The sequence below is a fragment of the Ramlibacter sp. genome, assembly GCF_028291745.1.
Classification (GTDB): Bacteria; Pseudomonadota; Gammaproteobacteria; order Burkholderiales; family Burkholderiaceae_C; genus Ramlibacter.
Genome location: NZ_JAQGNQ010000019.1, coordinates 13,335 through 33,833, shown reverse-complemented (window position 1 = coordinate 33,833; position 20,499 = coordinate 13,335). Strand labels below are relative to the sequence as shown.

Here is a 20,499-nt window from a genome sequence, read left to right as displayed (position 1 = left end):
CCAGCGGGGCTACGAGAGCGCGTAGCGCGAATCGAGCCCCGCGTACGTGCACTGACTCGCGGACGTGTGATCGAGCGGAGAGTTTGGCTGCGCAGCAGTCAAACTCGCAGCGAGTTCGGCCGCGCGGGCCGCAAGACCGGCCAGCGCAGGTTGCCCGATCGCGCCTGGCGCGATCGGGACGCCCCGCCGCGCGCCGCAGCCCGCCCGCATGCGGCTTTGCCGCCCCAGGTCGCTGGTCCTGCACGACGCTCGGCCTCTGAACAGGCACATGCTGGAACGTCCCATTCCGGACAGCAGTGGGTCTTGACCGGGATTCACGACGGCGAGTCACGCCCGCAATGACGTCCCATGACCGGGGAGCGGTTACAAGGCCAGCGCCGAGCGCACCTCGTCCACGCCCAGCACTTCCGACAGCACCACCGGTTCCTTGCCAGGTCGGTAGATCACGTACACGGGCACGCCGTTGCGTCCGAGTTGCGCGAGCGCCGCCGTGATCACCGGATCGCGTCGCGTCCAGTCGGCGCGCAGCAGCGTGTAGTGCTTGTCGTTGAAATCGGCCAGCACTTCGCGGCGCGAGAGCGTGGTCTTCTTGTTGTACTGGCAGGTCACGCACCAGGCAGCCGTGAAGTCGACGAAGACCGGCTTGCCCTCGGCCATCGCCTGCTGCACGCGCTCGGGCGCCCAGGGCTGCCAGCGGTCGTGGACAGCGGCGAGCGTCGGCGCCGCGGGCGGACGCGTGATGGCCGCGCCGGTGCTCCAACCCACGAACGCCAGGCCTGCCAGCGCGAGCGAAACGAGCGCGACGCGCGTGCGCCCGCGCAGGGTCAGTGCCCACACCACCATGCTCAGGGCGACCAGCAGCGCCAGCAGCGCGCCCGCGCCGTCGACACCGCTTTGCTGTCCCAGCACCCAGACCAGCCAGGCCACGGTGGCAAACATCGGGAACGCCATCAGCTTGCGGAAGGTGTCCATCCAGGCGCCGGGCCGCGGCAGCCAGCGCGCGAACGCGGGCACCAGTGCAGCGGCCAGATAGGGCAGGGCCATGCCGACGCCGAGCGCCACGAAGATCGCCATCGCTTCTGCGGGCGGCAGCGAGATCGCGAGCCCCAGCGATGCGCCCATGAACGGCGCGGTGCAAGGCGAGGCCACGGCCACGGCCAGCACGCCCGTGAGGAAGGCATTGGCCACCGGATGACGCGCCTCCAGCGTGGCGATGCTGCTCGGAAGCATGGAGCCGAATTCGAAGACGCCCGCCAGATTGAGCGCGATCAGTGTGAACAGCGCGGCCAGCGCCGCGACGACCGCCGGCGATTGCAGCTGGAAGCCCCACCCGAGCTGTTCGCCGGCAGCGCGCAGCGCCAGCATCACGGCCCCCAGTGCGGCGAATGAAGCCACCACGCCGGCCGTGTAGGCCAGGCCGCTGATGCGATGGCCGCGGCGATCGCTGGCGTGCTGCGTGAAGCCGACCACCTTGATGGCCAGCACCGGGAACACGCAAGGCATCAGGTTGAGGATCATTCCGCCGAGCAGCGCACCCAACAGGCCCACGAGCAGGCTGGTGGATGCGGTCGCAGGCGGTGCGGCGGCTGCGCGCAGCGCGCTCTGCAGCGCCGGCGGCACGGTGGCCGCAGGCGCCGCCGTCGCCGGCCAGGCGCCCACCACCTTGGCTTCGCTGCGCCAGCCCTGGCCACCGGCAGCGACCACCAGCGGGAAATCGCCGGGGCTGTTGGCGCGATAGGCGGACAGGGGCACGCTGGCTGTCCACACGCCGCCCTTCCAGGCCTGCGTCCACGCGCCCGCGGGCTCGATCACCTCGCCGGTCTCGGGGAAGAACTCCAGCTGCTGGCCGCGCAGCGAAGCGGGCAGGCCCGTCAGGGTGACCTGCAGGGTCTTGCCATCGGGGTGGACCTCGCCGCCAGCCAGCGACTTCGGAGCGGCAGCGAGCGCCGCCTGGAAATCCGCTGCATGCAGCGCCGTGGTGCTGCGCGCGGGCAGCTTGAGCACGAAGCTGCCATCCTCGGGAATGCATTCCTTGCGGCACACCAGCCATGAGGCCTTGAGCTCGATCTGCGTGTCGCCGAAGGGCGAGGGCTTGAAGGCCGGCGTGACGGTCAAGGGCACCGGCAGCAGCACGGTCCCCTCGTAGCCATAGTTCATGAGCGGGCCGACCGGCAGCTTCTTCGGCAAGGGCCACGCGATGTCGCCGGCCTCGATGCCGGGCGGCAGCTTCCACGTCATCTGCGTCGGCAGGCCGGAGTCGCCGGGGTTCTTCCAGTAGGTGTGCCACTCCGGCTGGTGCGTGATCTGCAGGCCGACCCACAGCGGCTTGCCGGGCTCGACCCCGTCCGGCGCCTGCGCCACGAGTTCGGCGCGCACGCGCTCGCTGGCGACGACCGCCTTGTCCGCCTGCGCCAGGGCAGCGGCGGGAACGAGGCCGGCCGAAAGGGCAGCGGCGGCAAGCAGGCGGAAGAATTTCATCGCATCAGGTGGAGCTCAGCGGGAGGGGCGAAGTTCCAGGGTTCAGGAAAAGCCCAAGACCACCCGTCGGGTGCTTGCGCTCTTCTTTTCGATCTTGGTGACGACCACACCGCCGATTTCCGCGGTGTTGGCCACGTGGGTGCCGCCGCAGGGCTGGAAGTCAACCGGCCCGTCCAGTCCGCCGATGCGGATGGTGCGCACGCGCCCCGTGCCCCGGGGTGGCTGCACGGACATGCTCTTGACCAACGCGGGATTGGCATCGAGCTCCTCGTCGCTGATGGCGCCGATCTCCACCGCGTGACCGGCGGCGACCAGGCGGGCGATGCCCTCGCTCAGGGCTTCCTTGTCCAGCGGATCGGTCATGTTGAAGTCCAGCCGGGCGTATTCCGCCGTGATGGAGCAGCCGTTGACCAACTGCGGCACCAAGTGGCACAACAGATGGGTGGTGGTGTGGAAGCGCATCAGCTTGTGGCGCCGGTCCCAGTCGATCCGCGCCACGATGGCCGTGCCGGGACGCAGGTCGCGCAGGAGCGCCTCCTGGCCGGGCGCCGGCACGTGGGCAACCAATGCCGTGGGCTTGCCCTCGGCGTCCTTGACCTTGCGGGTATCGGCAATCTGCAAGGCGCTGCCATCCGCCAGCAGGAGCACGCCGCTGTCGCCCGCCTGCCCGCCGCCTAGGGGGTAGAAGACGGTACGGTCCAGGACCACGCCCTGCTCGCCAACCTCGGCGACCATGGCGGGCGCCTCCCTCAGATAGGCGTCCTGGCGAAACAGCTCATGTGTCATCACTGGCATTGTCGTGTTTTCGCGTCCGGAGCGCGCCCTCCTAAAGGAGGCGTCGGAACGCGGGAAAACTGCCAGTATGGGTGCGCCGCAGGTTGGGGCGCTACCGCGAAGTCCCTGATAAGCGCTTGACGGAGGCTCTGTAGGGTGGGATGCCGCAGGCACCCCCCGTTTCGGTGCGCTTGGGTGGGTCGCCGTCGGCGACCCACCCTACGGTGGCAGGACGGGGGACGCCTTCCGTTCAGGTGAAGAGGTAGGTCACCGCCATGGCTGTCAGCGACGGGCCGCGGGTGCATTGGTCCAGGGCCACCGCCAGGCTCAGCATCAGCGACGGCCAGAAGGCACGGTTCCAGCTTTCCCGCCAGAGGGTGTCAGTGATCGTGTGCAGCGTGTCCATGGATGCATGGTCGCCGGACCCCGGGGGCCTGTGATTCGGCCGAGGGCGCGTGCCAGCGGGGGCCTGCGCGCTGCCGGGCGGTCAGCTTCCATCCTACGGTCGCGCAGCCCTCTCCGACGCTTGTCGGTCAGGACCGGGCCGGCAAGGGCAGTGCGGTCTTGTAGCGGACCTGCTTCAAGGCGAAGCTCGATCGGATCTTCTCGATCCCCGGGATCGGCGTGAGCTGCTCCAGGATGAAGCGCTCGAGAGCCGCGATTTCCGCGACTACGACGCGGATCAGGTAGTCGCTGTCGCCCGTCATCAGGTAGCACTCCATCACCTCGTCATGCTCGGCGATCCGCTGTTCGAACATGGCCAGCGATTCCTTCGACTGGCTCTTCAGGCTGACGTTGATGAAGACGGTCAGGCCCAGCCCCAGTGCCTTCGCATCGGCCAGTGCGACATAGCGCGCGATCACGCCGGCGGCCTCCAGCGACTTCACCCGCGCCAGGCAGGGCGAGGGCGAGAGATGGACGCGGCGGGCCAGCTCGACGTTGCTGAGCGATCCGTCCTCCTGCAGCTGGGCGAGGATGCGGAGGTCGATGGCGTCGAGTTGCATGAAATGCCGCAAATGCTTGGAGTGGCGGCATTCTATGCTGCACGGCCGCCGATGCGCGCCGCCTTCGGTAGCCCCTGCCGTGCCCTCCTGCCTAGAGTGCTCCATGGCCGATCAAAGCATCACCCGCTACCTTGCCGACCGGACCGGCGACATGGATCCGCAGGAAACCGCTGAATGGCGCGATGCCTTCCAGTCCCTGGTGGCGGCGGAGGGGCCGGCCCGGGCGCGCTTCATCCTCGACCAGCTCGCGGTGCTGGCGCGCAATCCCGCGGTGGCCTGGTCGCCCGAACTGGTCACCCCTTACGTCAACACCGTGCCGGTGGAGCGCCAGCCCGTGTTTCCGGGCGACCTGGCCATCGAGGAGAAACTGGCTTCGCTGATGCGCTGGAACGCGCTGGCGATGGTGGTGCGCGCCAACAGCGCGTATGGCGAGCTGGGTGGGCACATCGCCAGCTATGCCAGTGCGGCCGACCTGTTCGAGGTCGGCTTCAACCACTTCTTCCAGGCGCGCAACGAGCGGCAGGGCGGCGACCTGGTGTTCTTCCAGCCGCACAGCGCCCCGGGCGTCTATGCCCGCGCTTTCCTCGAAGGGCGCCTGTCCGAGCCTGACCTCGCGCACTACCGCCAGGAGATCGTCGCCCCGGACGCCGGTGCGCGCGGCCTGTGCAGCTATCCGCATCCGTGGCTGATGCCGGACTTCTGGCAGTTCCCGACCGGCTCGATGGGCATCGGTCCGATCAGCTCGATCTACCACGCGCGCTTCATGCGCTATCTCACGCACCGCGGCCTGGTGAATTGCGAAGGGCGCGCCAGCGACACAGGAAAACGCATCGGCGAGCGACGCGTTTGGGGCGTGTTCGGCGACGGCGAGATGGACGAACCCGAGAGCATGAGCGCCCTCACGCTGGCCTCGCGCGAGAAGTTGGACAACCTGGTCTGGGTGGTCAACTGCAATCTGCAGCGTCTCGACGGCCCGGTCCGCGGCAACGGCCGCATCGTCGACGAACTGGAAAAGCTGTTCCGCGGCGCCGGCTGGAACGTGATCAAGCTGCTGTGGGGCAGCGACTGGGACGGCCTGTTCGCGCGCGACACCACCGGGGCGCTGGTGCGCGCCTTCGCGCATACGGTCGACGGCCAGATGCAGACCTTCGCGGCCAAGGACGGGCGCTTCAACCGCGAACACTTCTTCGGCCAGGACGAGGAGCTCGCGCGCCTGGCCCAGGGCATGACCGACGAACAGATCGACCGCCTCAAGCGGGGCGGCCACGACCTGGTGAAGATCCATGCCGCCTACGATGCCGCGGCGAAGCATCGCGGCCAGCCCACCGTGATCCTGGCCCACACCAAAAAGGGCTACGGCATGGGCGCGGCCGGCCAGGGGCGCATGACCACGCACTCGCAAAAGAAGTTCGACGAGTCCGCGCTGCTGGAATTCCGCAACCGCTTCAACCTGCCGCTGTCCGACGAGCAGGCGCGCACGCTCGCCTTCTTCAAGCCAGCGCAAGAGAGCGCCGAGATGCGCTACCTGCACGCGAAGCGCGAGGCCCTGGGCGGCTACATCCCGCAGCGTCAGACCGTCTGCGAGCTGGTGCCCGTGCCCGAGCCTTCCGCCTATGCGAGCTTCGCGCTGGCTGCCGGCGGCAAGGAAATGTCGACCACCATGGCTTTCGTGCGCATGCTGGCTGCGCTGCTGAAAGACCCGCAGCTCGGCCCGCGCATCGTCCCCATCGTGGCCGACGAGGCGCGCACCTTCGGCATGGCCAATCTCTTCAAGCAGGTGGGCATCTATTCGAGCTCGGGACAAAGCTACGAGCCGGAAGACATCGGCTCGGTGCTCTCGTATCGCGAGGCGCTGGACGGCCAGATCCTGGAAGAGGGCATCAGCGAAGCGGGGGCCATCGCGAGCTGGACGGCCGCGGCCACCAGCTACAGCGTGCATGGCGTGGCCATGCTGCCCTTCTACATCTACTACTCGATGTTCGGCTTCCAGCGCGTGGGCGACGCCATCTGGGCGGCAGCCGACCAGCGCGCGCGGGGCTTCCTGCTCGGTGCCACTTCGGGCCGCACCACGCTGGCAGGCGAAGGCCTGCAGCACCAGGACGGCACCAGCCACCTGGTCGCCGCCACGATTCCGAACTGCAAGGCCTACGACCCCGCCTTTGCCGGCGAGATGGCGGTGATCGTCGACCGCGGCATGCGCGAGATGCTGGTGGAGCAGCGTGACGTCTTCTACTACGTCACGCTGATGAACGCGAACTACGCCCAGCCCGATGTGCCGCAGGGCGCGCATGAGGGGATCATCCGCGGCTGTTATCGCTTTGCCTCCCATGGCGCGGCCGATGCGAAGCAGCGCGTGACGCTGATGGGGTCGGGCGCGATCCTGCCCGAGGTGATCGCAGCCGCGGAGCAACTTGCGCAGCAGGGCATCGCCAGTGACGTATTCAGCGTCACGAGCTGGAGCGAACTGGCGCGCGATGGCGTTGCTGCGGACGATGCATACGTGACGCAGCAACTCGCCGCCACGCAAGGTCCGGTGATCGCCGCCAGCGACTATGTGCGCGCCGTGCCGGAGGCGATCCGCGCCTTCGTGCCGGAGGGGCGGCGCTACCTGACGCTCGGCACCGACGGCTTCGGGCGCAGCGATACGCGTGCCGCGTTGCGGGCGTATTTCGGGGTCGACGCAGCGAGCATCGCAAGAGCGGCAAGGCAGGCCCTGTAGGGTGGGATGCGCGCAAGCGCACCCCACCACTCGGCGACTCCACGTGCAGGCATCGGTGGTGTGCGCCTTTGGCGCATCCCACCCTGGCGACGGCGCCGTTACCATCCCGGCATGCTCCCTTCCCGCTTCTGGGCCGACCTCGCCACCACCGACTTCGCCACGCTCGATCCGGCCAGCACCGTCGCCGTGCTGCCGCTAGGCGCGACGGAGCAGCACGGCCCGCACCTGCCGCTGGCGGTTGACCACTGCCTCGTCGACGGCATCCTCGCGCAGGCACTGCCGCAGCTGCCCGCCGACTGCCCGGTGCTGGTGCTGCCGACGCAGCACGTGGGCTACAGCCCGGAGCACGCCTCGTTTGCCGGCACGCTGACGCTGCCGATCGATACCGTGATCGCCACCTGGGTCGCACTGGGTGAATGCGTGGCGCGGGCTGGCGTGCGCAAGCTGCTGCTGTTCAACGCCCACGGCGGGCAGGTGAGCCTGCTGGACATCGTCGCGCGCGAATTGCGGGTGCGCTGCGGCCTGATCGTCTACGGCTGCAGCTGGTGGAACCTGCCGCTGGGCGCTGCGGTCGACGGCCTCTTTCCGCCGGACGAACACCGCTTCGGCGTGCATGCAGGCGCGATCGAAACCTCGTTGATGCTCGCCCTGCGACCGGACACGGTCCGCATGGGGCAAGCGCAGGATTTCCCTTCGAGCTCGCGCGAGCGGGCGACGCAGTACCCGATCCTCGGCAACGGCCGCAGTGCCAAGCTCGGCTGGGCGATCGAAGACTACAACCCGCAAGGCGCCGCCGGCGATGCCGCGGCGGCCACGGCGGACAAGGGGCACGCGGTGCTCGCCGCGGCGGCCCGCGAACTGGCGGCCCTGCTGCAGGAACTCTCGCGGCTGCCGCTCACGACGGTCGCGCGGCGGTGAAGCCTCTTTCGCGACGGCGCCGGGCACGCTAGGATGCCGGCTGAAACTGGTTTCAGCCAATGCCCCCCAAGCCCGCCTTTGTCTTCCCCGCTGCCGGCTCGCGCGCCACCATTGCGGACGTCGCCGAGAAGGCCGGCGTGTCCAAGGCCACGGTCTCGCGCTTCCTGAACCGGCGCGACGAACTGCTGACGCCGGAAATCGCGACCCGCGTCGAGACGGCGATCGCCGCCCTCGGCTACGCGCCCAATCCCATGGCGCAAGCCCTCAAGCGCGGCCGCTCGCGCCTGATCGGGCTGGTGGTGGCGGACGTCACCAATCCGTTCTCGGTGGCAGTGCTGCGCGGCGCCGAAAAGGCCTGCCAGCAGGCCGGCTACCTCCTGATGCTGTTCAACCTGGGCGACGACGGCCGGCGCGAACGCGATGCGATCGAAACCCTCGCCTCCTACCAGGTCGAAGGTCTGATCCTCAACACGCTGGGCCGCGATGAGGGCGCCGCCGCCGCGGCCGCGCGGCAGGGCCGGCCGGTGGTGCTGGTGGATCGCCGCCACTTGAACATGCAGGCGGACTTCGTGTCCCTCGACAACGTGGGCGCGGTGCGGCTCGCCGCGCAGCATCTGCGGGACCAAGGCTGGGACGAACTGCTGTTCGTCACCGAGCCGCTGGCGGGCGTGAGCTCGCGGCAGGAGCGCGAGGCGGCGTTTCGCGCCTTCACGGGCGAGCGCCGCGGCGCGCAGGGCGGCAGCTTCGAGTCGACCCCCGACAACACCGCCGCCCTCGACCAGCGCCTGCGGGACCTGCAAGCGCGCGGCCGCCGGCCGGCCGTGCTGGCCAGCAATGCAGTCATCACGCTGCGCATCGCGGATGCCGTGGCGCGCCTGGGCTGGCGCTTCGGCCAGGACCTCGGCTTCGTCGGCATCGACGAGACCGAATGGGCGCCGCTCGTGGGCCCGGGGCTCAGCACGATCGCCCAGCCCACCGATGCGCTCGGCCGGCTGGCCACGGCCTGCCTGCTCGAGCGCCTGCAAGGCCTCAGCCTGCCACCGCGCCAGATCCTGCTCTCAGGCGAACTGGTGATCCGCCCGTCGTCGCTGCGCACCCAGCATCCGTGAAAACCCGGATGAAATCCTGAAACCGGTTTCTATAATCGCGTTCAGAAACCGGTTTCAGCCGTCGCCCCCCGCCCGTTCGTGAACTACAACTTCCAGTTCCAGGCCGTCTTCGATGCATGGCCCCTGCTGCTGCAGGGCACGTGGACCACGATCGAGCTGTCGCTCACGGCCACCGTCCTTGGCCTGGCCATTGCCATCGTCTGCGCCTGGGTCAAGACCTCGGGCCCGCAGGCGCTGCGTTGGGTGGTCAACGCGTACATCGAGTTGATCCGCAACACGCCCTTCCTGGTGCAGCTGTTCTTCTTTTTCTTCGCGCTGCCGGCGATCGGCCTGCGCTGGTCGGCGCACTCGGCGGCGCTGGTCGCGATGGTGGTGAACCTGGGCGCATACGCCACCGAGATCATCCGCGCCGGCATCGAGGCCGTCCCGCGCGGGCAGGTCGAAGCGGGGCTCGCGCTCAATCTCAAGCGGCACCAGGTGTTCCGCCACATCATCCTGAAGCCGGCGCTCAAGGCGATCTATCCCGCGCTCACCAGCCAGTTCATCCTGCTGATGCTGTCCTCCGCGGTGGTGTCGGCGATCTCGGCCGACGACCTGACCTCGGTCGCGGCCAACCTGCAGTCGCAGACCTTCCGCAGCTTCGAGATCTACATCGTTGTCGCTGGCATCTATCTGCTGCTCGCCGTGCTGTTCTCGCTCTTGTTCCGCGCGATCTACCAAGTGGCCCTGAACTACCCGGACCGCCGCTGAATGCGGGCCACCGAGAACTGACATGCGCACTTTCAGTAGCTCCGACCTGCTGTTCATCCTCGAAGCGGCGCGCTGGACCATCGGCCTGTCGCTGATCGCCTTCATCGGCGGCGCGATCGGTGGCCTGATCGTGGCCTTGGCCCGCACCAGCGAGAGCGGCTTCGCGCGCGCGGCCGCCACCGTGTTCGTGCAGATCTTCCAGGGCACGCCGCTGCTGCTGCAACTGTTCCTGATCTTCTTCGGCGCGCCGGTGCTGGGCATCGACGTCAATCCGTGGGTCGCTGCCGGCGCGGCCCTGATCCTCAACACCAGCGCCTTCCTCGGCGAGATCTGGCGCGGCAGCATCCAGGCGATTCCGCGCGGCCAGTGGGAGGCCGCGCAGGCGCTCGGGCTGCGCTACGTGCCGCGCATGCGCGACGTGGTCCTGCCGCAGGCCTTCAAGATCGCGCTGCCGTCCACGGTGGGCTACATGGTGCAGGTGATCAAGGGCACCTCGCTGGCGGCCATCATCGGCTTCACCGAAGTCACGCGCGCCGGCCAGATCATCAACAACGCAACCTTCCAGCCGCTGATCGTGTTCAGCCTGGTGGCGGGTATCTACTTCGCACTGTGCTGGCCGCTGTCGCTGCTGGCCGCCGGCATGGAGCGCCGGCAGGCCCGGGCCCTTGCGCGCTGAGCGCCTTTTCATTTCAACACTGGAGACATCCAACATGCAGAACCTGTCCCGCCGTGCCTTCGCCGCCCTGGCCCTGGCCGCCACCGTGGCGCTGGCCGCCGTCCCCGCCTCCGCGCAGAGCGTGGATGCCCTGAAGAAGAAGGGCGAGATCAACGTCGGCCTGCTGGTCGACTTCCCGCCCTACGGCACGACCAATGCGCAGAACCAGCCCGATGGCTATGACGCCGACGTGGCGCGGCTCCTCGGCAAGGAGTGGGGCGTGAAGGTGAACCTGGTCCCGGTGACCGGCCCGAACCGCATCCCCTACCTGCTGACCAACAAGGTCGACCTGCTGATCGCTTCGCTGGCCGTCACCCCGGAGCGCGCCAAGCAGGTCACGTTCTCCAGGCCGTACTCCGCCGCGACCATCGTGCTGCTGGGCCCGAAGAAGACCAACATCAAGGCCGCGCCGGATCTGAAGCCGCTGAAGGTGGGGGTCGCCCGCGCCAGCACGCAGGACGTCGCGCTGACGGCCATCGCGCCGGCCGGCACCGAGATCCGCCGCTTCGACGACGATGCGTCCGCCATGCAGGCCCTGATCGCCGGGCAGGTCGATGCGATCGGTTGCTCCACCACCGTCGCCGCGCAGATCAACAAGCGCCAGCCCGGCGCCTTCGAGCCCAAGTTCGTGCTGAAGCAGCAGGAGATGGCGGTCGCCCTGCGTCCCGGCCAGGACGCGCTGCTGACGTCCGTCAATGAGTTCGTGGCCAGGAACACCGCCAACGGCGAACTGAACAAGCTGTACAAGAAGTGGCTGGACACCGACCTGCCGAAGATGCAGTAAGCGGGCTGGGACAGGACACCAGGAGCAACGCCATGGACGCCCGCGCGCAGGCCAGCGCCGAACCGATCATCCGCCTCGAAGGCGTGCAGAAGTGGTTCGGCAAATTCCAGGTGCTCGCCGACATCGACCTCACGGTCGCGGCCGGCGAGCGCATCGTGGTCTGCGGGCCTTCGGGCTCGGGCAAGTCGACGCTGATCCGCTGCCTGAACGGACTCGAGTCCGTGCAGCAGGGCCGCATCGTCGTCGACGGCATCGACCTCACGGCACACAAGCGCAACGTGGAGAAGGTGCGCGCCGAGGTCGGCATGGTGTTCCAGCAGTTCAACCTGTTTCCGCACCTCACGATCCTGCAGAACTGCACGCTGGCGCCCATGCGTACGCGCGGCATCGGCAAGGAGGAGGCGCAAGCCACGGCGATGAAGTACCTCGAGCGGGTGCGCATCCCCGAGCAGGCCGCCAAGTATCCGAGCCAGTTGTCCGGCGGCCAGCAGCAGCGCGTGGCGATCGCCCGCGCGCTGTGCATGAACCCCAAGATCATGCTGTTCGACGAGCCGACTTCCGCGCTCGACCCCGAGATGGTCAAGGAAGTGCTCGACACGATGATCGGCCTGGCCGACGAAGGCATGACCATGCTGTGCGTGACGCACGAAATGGGCTTTGCCCGCAGCGTGGCCGACCGCGTGATCTTCATGGCCGACGGCCGCATCATCGAACAGGCGCCGCCGCAGCAGTTCTTCACGCAGCCGCGCAACGAGAAGACGAAGCAGTTCCTCGGGCAGATCCTCAGCTCGCACCAGCAACCCAACCTGGCGGCCACGTGATGCAGCAGGTCCTGATCTCGCTGTCGTCCTTCGGGGCGGCGGAAACGCGGCGCCATGGCCAGCTCTATTTCGCGCAGCTCGCACGCGCGGCCGGCGCCGATGGCTTCGAGGTGCGCGGCGAGCTGCTGGTCGACGCGCAGCGTGAACTGCCCGCGCTGGCAGCCGCGGGACTGGGCGCTGCGCTGGTGTATTCGAGCCCGGAGGGCTTGTGGCGCAGCGACGGCACGCTGGATGATGCCGCGCTGGCACGCGCACTCGAGGCGACCCGCACCCTCGGTGCACCGCGCCTGAAGATGTCCATTGGCGGCTTCACGGCCGCGAGTGCGAGCGGCTTTGCCGAACTGGCCCAGGCGCTGCGCACGGCCGGCACCGAGCTGGTGATCGAGAACGACCAGACCGTTGCCGCCGGCACGCTGCCCGCGTTGCAGGCTTTCTTCGCCGCCGCCGCAAGCGCGGGCGTGCCCCTGGGCATGACCTTCGACATGGGCAACTGGCACTGGCTGGGCGAGTGTCCGCAGGAGGCGGCGCGTGCCTGCGCGGGGCACGTACGCTACGTGCATTGCAAGGGCGTGCAGCGCCAGCCAGGCAAGTGGGTCGCCGTGCCGCTGGCCGAGTCCGCCGCGCCCTGGCGGGCCGTGCTGCGGCAGATGCCCGCCAGCGTGCCTTGGGCCATCGAATACCCGCTGGCAGGCGACGACCTGCTGGCCGTCACGCGCGAACAGGTCGACCTGTTGCGCACCATCGCGAATGCGCCGGGAGCCGCGGCATGAGCGCCGATCACGCGTTCGACGTCGCCCTGTTCGGCGAGATGATGATGATGTTCGTGGCCGACCGCCCGGGCCCGCTGGAACAGGTCCCTTCCTTCCACAAGCGCACGGCCGGCGCCGAGACCAACGTGGCGATCGGCCTGGCCCGCCTGGGCCTGCGGGTGGGCTGGGCCAGCCGCCTGGGCACCGACTCGATGGGCCGCTACCTGTTGGCCGAGATGCAGCGCGAAGGCGTGGACTGCTCGCACGTCGCCTGCGACCCCGCGCAGCGCACCGGCTTCCAGTTCAAGGGCCGCGTCACCGACGGCAGCGATCCGCTGGTGGAGTACCACCGCAAGGGCTCGGCGGCCAGCCAGATGACGCCAGCGGACATCGCCGCACCGTGGCTGCGCTCGGCGCGCCACCTGCACGCGACCGGGGTGTTCCCCGCGATCTCGCCAAGCGCTCGTGCTTGCGCGCACGAGACGCTGCAAATCATGCGCGCCGCGGGCCGCACGATCTCCTTCGATCCCAACCTGCGGCCGACACTGTGGTCCTCGCCCGAGGCGATGCGGCGCGAGATCAATGCATTGGCCTTCCAGGCCGACTGGGTGCTGCCTGGCATCGAAGAAGGGCGCTTTCTCACGGGCGAAGACACGCCGCAAGGCATTGCGCGCTTCTATCGAGAGCGCGGCGCGAAGCTGGTCGCGGTCAAGCTGGGGCCCGAGGGCGCCTGGTACGACGGCCCGGAGGGCAGCGGCAGGGTGCCCGGGTTTCCGGTGCCGCAGGTGGTCGACACGGTGGGCGCGGGCGACGGCTTTGCCGTGGGTGTGGTCAGCGCGCTGCTGGCCGGCCGCGGCATCGCAGACGCCGTGCGCCGTGGTTGCTGGATCGGCGCTCGCGCCGTGCAGGTGCTGGGCGACACCGAAGGCCTGCCGACACAAGCCGAACTGAAGCAGGCGGGCTTGTGAGCCAGCGCAAGTCGGTCCTGGTCTTTCGCGAGCTGCCCGACGACCAGCTTGCGCGCATCACCGCGCTGCATGACGTCGTCGTCGCCAACCCGCGCAAGCCGCAGCAGAAGGCCGCCTTCGAGGCCGCGCTGCCGACTGCGGATGGCCTGATCGGCTCCAGCTACGCGATCACGCCGGTGCTTCTCGACATGGCACCGCGGCTGCAGGTGATCTCCACGATTTCAGTGGGCGTGGACAACTACCCCATCGACGAACTGCGCAAGCGCGGCATCCTGCTCACCCACACCCCTGGCGTGCTGACCGAAACCACGGCAGACACCGTCTTCCTGATGATCATGGCCACCAGCCGGCGCCTGGTGGAACTGGCCGCCCTGGTGCGCGAGGGCCGCTGGGAGCGCAACATCGGCGAGGACCTGTTCGGCTGGGACGTGCACGGCAAGACGCTCGGCATCCTCGGCTTCGGCCGCATCGGCCAGGCGGTGGCGCGCCGCGCCGCCCTGGGCTTCGGCATGCCGGTGCTGTATCACAATCGTCATGCGGTCGACGTGCCCGATCTGGCCGGCCGCGCCGTGCATACACCACTTGAGGCGCTATTGGCGCAGGCGGATATCGTCACTGCGACGCTGCCATTGACCGGCCAGACGCGTGGCCTGATGGGCGCGCGCGAGTTCGGCCTGATGAAGCCGGGCGCGATCTTCATCAACGGCGGCCGCGGTGCCACGGTGCAGGAGCCGGCGCTGCTCGCCGCCCTGGACAGTGGCCGCCTGCGCGCCGCCGGCCTCGACGTCTTCGCCCGCGAGCCGCTGCCCCTGGAGTCGCCGCTGCGCACTCATCCCCGCGTGACGGCGCTGCCCCATATCGGCTCGGCGACCCACGAGACCCGCTACGCGATGGCCGAACTGGCCACCAGCAACCTGCTGCAGGCGCTGGCCGGCGAGCGCCCGGCGGCGGTTCACACCGGCTAGGGCCCCTTCCCGCCCCTGGACATAGCGTGAACAGGCCCTAAGCCGCGGCCCGGCCGCCGTCCTACGCGAGCTTGCGAGCGCACCGACACCGGCGGCGGCCGTCCCGAATAGATTGGAAAGCCGCGGGCACACCCTGCTGCCCGCTCTATTCCTAGGAGAACAGCATGACAACGGTGGCAGATGTCATGACGCGCGACGTGCGCACCATGGCGCCCGGCGACTCGGTGGTGGACGCGGCTCGCTGCATGGACGAATTGAACGTCGGCGTGATCCCCGTTTGCGAGGGCGACAAGCTGGTGGGCATGGTGACCGACCGCGACATCGTGGTGCGCGGCGTCGCGGCGCAGCAGGGCGAACTCAAGAGCATGAAGCTGGCCGACGTCATGAGCGGCAACGTGCGCTGTGCCCGCGCCGAGGACGACGTCGACCGCGTGCTGGGCGAGATGGCGCAAGCGCAGATCCGCCGCCTGCCGGTGGTGGACGGCAACCAGCGCCTGATCGGCATCGTCTCCCTGGGCGACATCGCGGCCAAGAACCCGGACGACGAGGGCGACGTCGCCATCTCGCTGGGCGACATCTCGTCGCCGGCGGAGCCCGACCGCTCCGGGTTGGGCGCAGCGCCAAGCCAGTCGCAGAACCAGCACTGAAAGCAAAGGAGCCAAGGATGCCGAAAGCCTGGAGCGCCAAGCGCGAACGCCAGTACGAACACATCAAGGACAGCCTGGAAGATCGCGGCAAGGGCGAGCAGCTCGCCGAGCAGATCGCCGCGCGCACGGTCAACAAGGAGCGCGCCCAGCACGGTGAGGCCAGGCACGCCAGCGCGCAGACGCTGCGCGACATGCCGGCGCCCAAGCGCGGGGGCGAACGCTCCCATCGCGGCGAGGGCGGCCGCACGCGCGACCAGCTCTATGAAGAAGCCAGGCGCAAGGGCATAGCCGGTCGCTCCAGCATGAACAAGGCGCAGCTGGAGCGGGCGGTCGGCCGCTGACCATCCTCACGATGGGCGAGTTGGTGCGCGGCCACAGGCTTGCGCAGATTGGCGCAGCGGGCTGAGCCGGTCACACCGCGGACATGGTCTCCTGCCTAGACTGGACGTCAGGCAGGTGACCCCATGCGCTTTTCCTCCATCTTCCAGGCCCCTTCGACGCCGCGACCCGAGGCCGCGCGGGAGCGGCCGCGACCGGAAACGGAGCCCGCGCCCGGTCCCTCCTTGCCCCCGCAGGAACTGCCCGAAGACCTCGACGCCCGGGTACGCCTGATCGGCGAATGGCAATTGGGCGAAGGCTGAGGCACTTTCAGGCGGAAGGCGCTAGGGTGGCGGACTCACCACCGGAGAGTTGCATGGACAACAAGCCGCCCCTTCCTCCCTTCACGCCCGAGAGCGCCGCGCAGAAGGTCCGCCTGGCGGAAGACGCCTGGAACACGCGCGACCCCGACCGCGTGGTGCAGGTCTATACCGAGGACACCCGCTGGCGCAATCGCGCCGAATTCCCGGTCGGCCGTGAGCAGGTGCGCGCCTTCCTGCAGCGCAAGTGGGCGCGCGAACTGGACTACCGCCTGGTCAAGGAACTGTGGGCCTGTGGCGGCAACCGCATCGCCGTGCGCTTTGCCTACGAATGGCATGACGACTCGGGCCAGTGGTTCCGCAGCTACGGCAACGAGAACTGGGAATTCAACGAGGCCGGCTACATGCAGCGGCGCTTCGCCAGCATCAACGACATGCCCATCGGCGACGGCGATCGCAAGTTCCACTGGCCGCTCGGACGCCGGCCCGAGCAGCACCCGGGCCTGAGCGAGCTCGGTCTCTGAGCACGACCCGGTCGCGCCGGTTCGTTTTCGGGGCATGCGCCGGGCCAGCCTGGTGCACGCGCCTGGCGCAGGCCCGTGATTGCGGACGCGTTCACGGGCGCGGCACTTGCAAGCGTCCGGGCATCGCGCCCGCGATGCCATGTTCCCAAAGGAGCCGATCGCATGAACCGCAATGACGTCACCGAGAAGATCATCGCCACCAAGGTCTCGCAGGGCCTGACCTGGGACCAGGTGGCCAGGGAGGTGGGGCAATCGAAGGAATGGACCACCGCCTTGTGCCTTGGGCAGATGACCGCCAACGCCGAACAGGCCCGCGTCCTCGGGGCCCTGTTCGGCCTGAGCGAGGAGGAGCAGAAGTGGCTGAAGGTGGTGCCGTACAAGGGCTCGCTGCCCACGGCCGTGCCCACCGATCCGCTGATCTACCGCTGGTACGAGATCGTCAACGTCTACGGCGCCACGATCAAGGAGCTGATCCACGAGGAATTCGGTGACGGCATCATGAGCGCCATCGACTTCTCGATGGACATCACCCGCGAGCCCGACCCGAAAGGCGACCGGGTGAAGGTGGTGCTGTCGGGCAAGTTCCTGCCGTACAAGACCTTCTGACGCCCGAAGAAAAGGGCGCTTGCGCGCCCTGTTGGCTCGGCGGCTGCGCAGCAGTCGCCGCAGAAGCTTGGCTGCGCGAGCAGGCCTGGTGGGGGCGGCTCAATTGCTGCTGTTGCCGCCGCCGGCGTGCGATCCGCTGTTGCCGGGTTGCGCCGCGTTGCGGCGGTTGGCGCTGCGCGCCATGCCGCCCTTGCGACCCGCTTCACGCGCTTCTTCCGAAGTGAACTCGTGCGCCGTACCCTTCTCGTGCGCCGCGCGCCCGCCTTCGCTGGCGATTTCGCGCTGGCGTTGCGGGTCCATGGAGGCGAAGCCGCGGTTGGATTTACCGCCCTGGTTGCCCTGATTGTTCGAAGCCATTGAGATCTCCTTGCAAAACTGATGTTGGAACTGCATGCCCGGTCTGCGCTGGGCACGGTTCGATTGAGCTTGCAAGCGCGTTGCACGCTCGTCAGGCACCAATGCAGGAGGGTGTAGGAGCGGCCCTACCTCGTCACACGATTCCGCGGGGGAAAACCTGCGGTTTCAGTCGTCGCAAGAGGGCGTCGGCTTCGGCGGGGACACCGGGGTCGGGGTCCCGCTGAGCTTGCAGCCTGGCGAGCAGCCGCGCGAACTGGCTGGCAAGCGGCGGCACCGGGGCCAGGAACATCACCTGCTCGCCGCGCGCCACCATCAGGGTGGGGAAGGTCTCGATGTCAACGTCGCCCATCGCATCGTCCTCGTCCTCCACGTCGACCCAGGCGAAGCGCAGGTGCGCATAGGCGCGCGCCTGCTGCGTGAAGAACGGCTGCCAGTCGCGGCACACCCCGCACCAGGCAGCGCACAGGCATGCGACCCACCACGCGGGCTGATCCGAAGGTGCTGTGCCGTCCATGGCCCCAGTGTAGCGGCGCGTCAGGCGCCGCCGCAGGACGCGTACGCGTCGAGCGTGCGCTTGTACGCGGAAGTCGCGACTTGCATCAGGCCCAGCACGGAGTGGAACAGGTTGTCGTGCGTGACGCGCTCGTCGGCCCGGCCGCGCAGGCACTGCAGGGTGAGGCCGCTGGCCTGCTCGAAACCGGGCGACAGCCACGTGATCCAGGGCACGTGCTTTTGCAGGTCGGGCGCCAGCGCATAGGGCAGGCCGTGCAGGTACAGGTTGTTCTCGCCGAGCGACTCGCCGTGATCGGCCACGTACAGCAGCGCGCCATCGTCTTCGCCGTGCTGCTGCAGCCAGCGAATCGTCGCGCCGAGAACGTGGTCGGTGTAGAGGATGGTGTTGTCGTAGGCATTGACCAGGGACTCGCTGCTGCAATCGGGCAGATGGCTGCTGGTGCACTCCGGCTGGAAGCGCCTGAAGGCCGCCGGCGTGCGTTCGTAGTAGGCAGGCCCGTGGCTTCCCATCTGGTGCATCACGAGCACCACGCCACGCGCGCGCTTCTCGGCCGGCAGGGCGGCCAGGCGCGCATCGAGGCCCTTGAGCAGGATCTCGTCGCGGCATTCACCTTGCGCGCACAGCTGCGGGTCGGCGAGGCCCGAGGTGTTCACGTTCGGCACGCGATCGCACACGCCCTTGCAACCGCCCGCCTGGTTGTCGATCCACAGCACCGCAAGGCCGGCGTGCCGCAGGACGTCCAGCAGGTTCTCCGATTCGCGGTCGCGCGCGAGGAAGCCTTCGCGGCCCAGGGGCGAGAACATGCAGGGCACCGAAGCCGCGGTGCTGGTGCCGCAGGACCACGCGTTGCGAAAGCTGGCTGCGTTGGCCTGCACCAGTTCCGGCGTCGTGTTGCGTGAATAGCCGTTGATGCCGAAGTTGCCGCTGCGTCCGGTCTCGCCCAGCACCAGTACCAGCAGGCGGGGCTTGCCGCCCTGCGAGGCCACGCGCGCATCGGTGCCCACCGGTGCGATCGGCCCGGTCATGCGCTTGCCGCCGAAGGCCGCCCAGCCCGCGGCGTACAGCGTGTTCAGCGGATTCGCCAGAAAGCGCAGTTCCTTGTGATTGCGCATCGTCGAGGCGAGTGGCTGGAAGCTCGCGAGCAGCAGCGCGACGAACACCACGATGGCCGCGGCAAAGCCGCCCAGGTTGCGCAGCGCCTGCTGCCGCCACGGGCGCCAGGCCACCGCGGTACGCCACAGCAGCCACGAGGGCAGCACCGCTCCCAGCAAGACCACGAGCGCGAGGCGCCATGTGAGCAGCGCCCTGCCCTCCTGCCAATCGGTCTGCAGCGTGTTGGTCGCCATCGAGCTGTCGATGACGATGTGGTAGGTCCACATGAAGTGCGCACCCACCGCGGTGGCGAACAACAGCGCGATGAGCACCGGCTTGAGCACCGCCCGCCACGAGAGCAGGCTCAGCAGGGCGAACAGCAGCGTCACCAGCATGCCTGCCAGGGTGACCCCGAGCAGCACGCCGCCGCGCCCCTGCAGCAGTCCGAGTCCCTGCAGTTCCCGCCACAGCGGGGCGTTGCCCGCGCTGGCCATCCAGACGCTGGCGGCCGCCACCAGCGAAGCGGCGGCCCAACGCCGCGGCTCTCGTTCGTGCACTGTCTTTGATCCTTCAGTCGCAGGGGTGGCCCGAGGTGCCTCACGTGGTGACCCGCGATTTTCCGCTTTCGCGGCGGGCACCGTCGCCTCAGGTGTAAGTCACCCACTCGCGGTATGCGGGCGCATCGAGATGCGGGAGCGCGTTGAAGCCCACCAGCATGTGGCGCTTGGGCGTGAACGCGAACTCGGTGATCGCCGTGTTGCGGATGCGCAGGTTCAGGTCGACGGTCACTTCGGGCCGCGTGCCGAGCACGTGGCCGACCGCGGTGGAGATGGGCCCGCCGCTGGTGACGATCAGCACGTGCTGGCCGTAGTGGTTGGCGCGCACGTGGTCGAGCGCCCCGGCCACGCCGGCGACGAACTCCTGGTAGCTCGGCATGCCCTGCGGCTGCGTGCTGCCGGCCATCCATCGCGCGAGGCCGTCACGCAGCAGGCGAAAGTGGTGGCGGTACATCTCGGGTGTGGTCGGCTTCTCGAGCTTGCCGGGATGCACCGTCGCCAGCACCGCCTCGCTGTCGTACTCGTTCAGGCCTTCCCACGAGAGATGTTCGCCCGCGTGTTGCATGCCTTCGAGAATGCCCGCGAGTGTCTGCTTGTGGCGGCGCAGGGTGCCGGCAATGAGGCCGTCGAAGCGGATCCCGCGCTCGCCGAAGTACTCGCCCAGGCGTACGCTCTGGCGCTTGCCAAGCTCGCTCAGCTGGTCGTAGTCGTCGGCGCCAAACGAAGCCTGGCCGTGGCGAACGAGATAGAGGGTGCCCATGGGGCGATTCTGGCAAATGCACAGCGCGGCGCCGGGTCTCGCCGGCGACT

General features: G+C 68.8%; 23 protein-coding genes. 15 read left to right on the top strand and 8 right to left on the bottom strand.

What is annotated here, in order from left to right; genetic code table 11:
* Positions 1-363: 363 nt before the first annotated feature.
* From JWP60_RS02985 to JWP60_RS02970, 4 genes are all read right to left on the bottom strand, one after another.
* Positions 364-2,478, bottom strand: a complete 2,115-nt coding sequence (locus JWP60_RS02985; RefSeq protein ID WP_299786235.1) for a thioredoxin family protein — start codon at positions 2,476-2,478, stop codon at positions 364-366.
* A 42-nt stretch (positions 2,479-2,520) separates the two neighbouring features.
* Positions 2,521-3,264, bottom strand: a complete 744-nt coding sequence (locus tag JWP60_RS02980) for an alanyl-tRNA editing protein (RefSeq protein WP_299786233.1) — start codon at positions 3,262-3,264, stop codon at positions 2,521-2,523.
* Positions 3,265-3,502: 238 nt separating this feature from the next.
* A complete protein-coding gene (locus JWP60_RS02975; protein WP_299786231.1) occupies positions 3,503-3,658 on the bottom strand; it encodes a hypothetical protein in 156 nt (51 codons plus the stop codon).
* A 127-nt stretch (positions 3,659-3,785) separates the two neighbouring features.
* The gene (locus tag JWP60_RS02970; RefSeq protein ID WP_299786229.1) at positions 3,786-4,256 is read right to left on the bottom strand and encodes an Lrp/AsnC family transcriptional regulator; all 471 of its coding nucleotides are present in this window, start codon (positions 4,254-4,256) and stop codon (positions 3,786-3,788) included.
* 103 nt (positions 4,257-4,359) lie between these two features.
* On the opposite strand from JWP60_RS02970, the gene mdeB reads away from it, so the two are divergent.
* The 15 genes from mdeB to cynS all read left to right on the top strand — a co-directional run bounded on the left by mdeB (position 4,360) and on the right by cynS (position 17,169).
* A complete protein-coding gene (gene mdeB / locus JWP60_RS02965; protein ID WP_299786227.1) occupies positions 4,360-6,975 on the top strand; it encodes an alpha-ketoglutarate dehydrogenase in 2,616 nt (871 codons plus the stop codon).
* Positions 6,976-7,086: 111 nt separating this feature from the next.
* Positions 7,087-7,893: a creatininase family protein gene (locus JWP60_RS02960; protein ID WP_299786225.1), complete on the top strand. Its 807-nt coding sequence runs from the start codon at positions 7,087-7,089 to the stop codon at positions 7,891-7,893.
* Positions 7,894-7,952: 59 nt separating this feature from the next.
* A complete protein-coding gene (locus tag JWP60_RS02955; RefSeq protein ID WP_299786223.1) occupies positions 7,953-9,002 on the top strand; it encodes a LacI family DNA-binding transcriptional regulator in 1,050 nt (349 codons plus the stop codon).
* Between the two features lie 78 nt (positions 9,003-9,080).
* Positions 9,081-9,752 carry an amino acid ABC transporter permease gene (locus JWP60_RS02950; RefSeq protein WP_299786221.1) on the top strand — a complete coding sequence of 224 codons (672 nt, stop codon included), beginning with the start codon at positions 9,081-9,083 and terminating at the stop codon, positions 9,750-9,752.
* 22 nt (positions 9,753-9,774) lie between these two features.
* The gene (locus tag JWP60_RS02945; protein ID WP_299786219.1) at positions 9,775-10,428 is read left to right on the top strand and encodes an amino acid ABC transporter permease; all 654 of its coding nucleotides are present in this window, start codon (positions 9,775-9,777) and stop codon (positions 10,426-10,428) included.
* A gap of 34 nt (positions 10,429-10,462) precedes the next feature.
* Positions 10,463-11,251: a transporter substrate-binding domain-containing protein gene (locus JWP60_RS02940; RefSeq protein ID WP_299786217.1), complete on the top strand. Its 789-nt coding sequence runs from the start codon at positions 10,463-10,465 to the stop codon at positions 11,249-11,251.
* Positions 11,252-11,283: 32 nt separating this feature from the next.
* Positions 11,284-12,072: an amino acid ABC transporter ATP-binding protein gene (locus JWP60_RS02935; RefSeq protein WP_299786215.1), complete on the top strand. Its 789-nt coding sequence runs from the start codon at positions 11,284-11,286 to the stop codon at positions 12,070-12,072.
* The gene (locus JWP60_RS02930; protein ID WP_299786213.1) at positions 12,069-12,842 is read left to right on the top strand and encodes a TIM barrel protein; all 774 of its coding nucleotides are present in this window, start codon (positions 12,069-12,071) and stop codon (positions 12,840-12,842) included. Before JWP60_RS02935 ends, JWP60_RS02930 begins: the two co-directional genes overlap by 4 nt.
* Positions 12,839-13,789 carry a sugar kinase gene (locus tag JWP60_RS02925; protein ID WP_299786212.1) on the top strand — a complete coding sequence of 317 codons (951 nt, stop codon included), beginning with the start codon at positions 12,839-12,841 and terminating at the stop codon, positions 13,787-13,789. Before JWP60_RS02930 ends, JWP60_RS02925 begins: the two co-directional genes overlap by 4 nt.
* On the top strand, positions 13,786-14,754 hold the full coding sequence (locus JWP60_RS02920) for a D-glycerate dehydrogenase (protein ID WP_299786210.1): 969 nt from the start codon (positions 13,786-13,788) through the stop codon (positions 14,752-14,754). Before JWP60_RS02925 ends, JWP60_RS02920 begins: the two co-directional genes overlap by 4 nt.
* Before the next feature lie 164 nt (positions 14,755-14,918).
* Entirely contained in the window at positions 14,919-15,401 is a 483-nt protein-coding gene (locus tag JWP60_RS02915) for a CBS domain-containing protein (protein WP_299786208.1), read from the top strand.
* A gap of 17 nt (positions 15,402-15,418) precedes the next feature.
* Entirely contained in the window at positions 15,419-15,742 is a 324-nt protein-coding gene (locus JWP60_RS02910) for a plasmid stabilization protein (RefSeq protein WP_299786206.1), read from the top strand.
* Positions 15,743-15,865: 123 nt separating this feature from the next.
* Complete coding sequence (locus JWP60_RS02905) at positions 15,866-16,042, top strand: hypothetical protein (protein WP_299786204.1); 177 nt, start codon at positions 15,866-15,868, stop codon at positions 16,040-16,042.
* A 53-nt stretch (positions 16,043-16,095) separates the two neighbouring features.
* Complete coding sequence (locus JWP60_RS02900) at positions 16,096-16,563, top strand: nuclear transport factor 2 family protein (RefSeq protein ID WP_299786202.1); 468 nt, start codon at positions 16,096-16,098, stop codon at positions 16,561-16,563.
* Between the two features lie 162 nt (positions 16,564-16,725).
* The gene (cynS, locus tag JWP60_RS02895) at positions 16,726-17,169 is read left to right on the top strand and encodes a cyanase (protein ID WP_299786200.1); all 444 of its coding nucleotides are present in this window, start codon (positions 16,726-16,728) and stop codon (positions 17,167-17,169) included.
* Positions 17,170-17,268: 99 nt separating this feature from the next.
* Here cynS and JWP60_RS02890 read toward each other — a convergent pair whose 3' ends face one another.
* The 4 genes from JWP60_RS02890 to JWP60_RS02875 all read right to left on the bottom strand — a co-directional run bounded on the left by JWP60_RS02890 (position 17,269) and on the right by JWP60_RS02875 (position 20,449).
* Complete coding sequence (locus JWP60_RS02890; protein WP_299786198.1) at positions 17,269-17,526, bottom strand: KGG domain-containing protein; 258 nt, start codon at positions 17,524-17,526, stop codon at positions 17,269-17,271.
* A gap of 133 nt (positions 17,527-17,659) precedes the next feature.
* Positions 17,660-18,040, bottom strand: a complete 381-nt coding sequence (locus JWP60_RS02885) for a thioredoxin family protein (RefSeq protein WP_299786196.1) — start codon at positions 18,038-18,040, stop codon at positions 17,660-17,662.
* Between the two features lie 20 nt (positions 18,041-18,060).
* Positions 18,061-19,689, bottom strand: coding sequence for a phosphoethanolamine--lipid A transferase (locus JWP60_RS02880; RefSeq protein WP_299786194.1), 1,629 nt, complete (start codon positions 19,687-19,689; stop codon positions 18,061-18,063).
* An 88-nt stretch (positions 19,690-19,777) separates the two neighbouring features.
* Positions 19,778-20,449 (bottom strand): histidine phosphatase family protein, encoded by a 672-nt coding sequence (locus tag JWP60_RS02875; protein ID WP_299786192.1) that lies wholly within the window; start codon positions 20,447-20,449, stop codon positions 19,778-19,780.
* Positions 20,450-20,499: the final 50 nt, after the last annotated feature.

Bases quoted from the DNA above. Each gene is read 5' to 3' on its own strand.
- JWP60_RS02885 (WP_299786196.1), bottom strand. From the start codon at position 18,040: ATGGACGGCACAGCACCTTCGGATCAGCCCGCGTGGTGGGTCGCATGC.
- mdeB (WP_299786227.1), top strand. From the start codon at position 4,360: ATGGCCGATCAAAGCATCACCCGCTACCTTGCCGACCGGACCGGCGAC.
- cynS (WP_299786200.1), top strand. From the start codon at position 16,726: ATGAACCGCAATGACGTCACCGAGAAGATCATCGCCACCAAGGTCTCG.
- JWP60_RS02980 (WP_299786233.1), bottom strand. From the start codon at position 3,264: ATGACACATGAGCTGTTTCGCCAGGACGCCTATCTGAGGGAGGCGCCC.
- JWP60_RS02960 (WP_299786225.1), top strand. From the start codon at position 7,087: ATGCTCCCTTCCCGCTTCTGGGCCGACCTCGCCACCACCGACTTCGCC.
- JWP60_RS02935 (WP_299786215.1), top strand. From the start codon at position 11,284: ATGGACGCCCGCGCGCAGGCCAGCGCCGAACCGATCATCCGCCTCGAA.
- JWP60_RS02940 (WP_299786217.1), top strand. From the start codon at position 10,463: ATGCAGAACCTGTCCCGCCGTGCCTTCGCCGCCCTGGCCCTGGCCGCC.
- JWP60_RS02945 (WP_299786219.1), top strand. From the start codon at position 9,775: ATGCGCACTTTCAGTAGCTCCGACCTGCTGTTCATCCTCGAAGCGGCG.
- JWP60_RS02915 (WP_299786208.1), top strand. From the start codon at position 14,919: ATGACAACGGTGGCAGATGTCATGACGCGCGACGTGCGCACCATGGCG.
- JWP60_RS02975 (WP_299786231.1), bottom strand. From the start codon at position 3,658: ATGGACACGCTGCACACGATCACTGACACCCTCTGGCGGGAAAGCTGG.
- JWP60_RS02955 (WP_299786223.1), top strand. From the start codon at position 7,953: ATGCCCCCCAAGCCCGCCTTTGTCTTCCCCGCTGCCGGCTCGCGCGCC.
- JWP60_RS02875 (WP_299786192.1), bottom strand. From the start codon at position 20,449: ATGGGCACCCTCTATCTCGTTCGCCACGGCCAGGCTTCGTTTGGCGCC.
- JWP60_RS02905 (WP_299786204.1), top strand. From the start codon at position 15,866: ATGCGCTTTTCCTCCATCTTCCAGGCCCCTTCGACGCCGCGACCCGAG.
- JWP60_RS02890 (WP_299786198.1), bottom strand. From the start codon at position 17,526: ATGGCTTCGAACAATCAGGGCAACCAGGGCGGTAAATCCAACCGCGGC.
- JWP60_RS02900 (WP_299786202.1), top strand. From the start codon at position 16,096: ATGGACAACAAGCCGCCCCTTCCTCCCTTCACGCCCGAGAGCGCCGCG.
- JWP60_RS02985 (WP_299786235.1), bottom strand. From the start codon at position 2,478: ATGAAATTCTTCCGCCTGCTTGCCGCCGCTGCCCTTTCGGCCGGCCTC.
- JWP60_RS02910 (WP_299786206.1), top strand. From the start codon at position 15,419: ATGCCGAAAGCCTGGAGCGCCAAGCGCGAACGCCAGTACGAACACATC.
- JWP60_RS02925 (WP_299786212.1), top strand. From the start codon at position 12,839: ATGAGCGCCGATCACGCGTTCGACGTCGCCCTGTTCGGCGAGATGATG.
- JWP60_RS02970 (WP_299786229.1), bottom strand. From the start codon at position 4,256: ATGCAACTCGACGCCATCGACCTCCGCATCCTCGCCCAGCTGCAGGAG.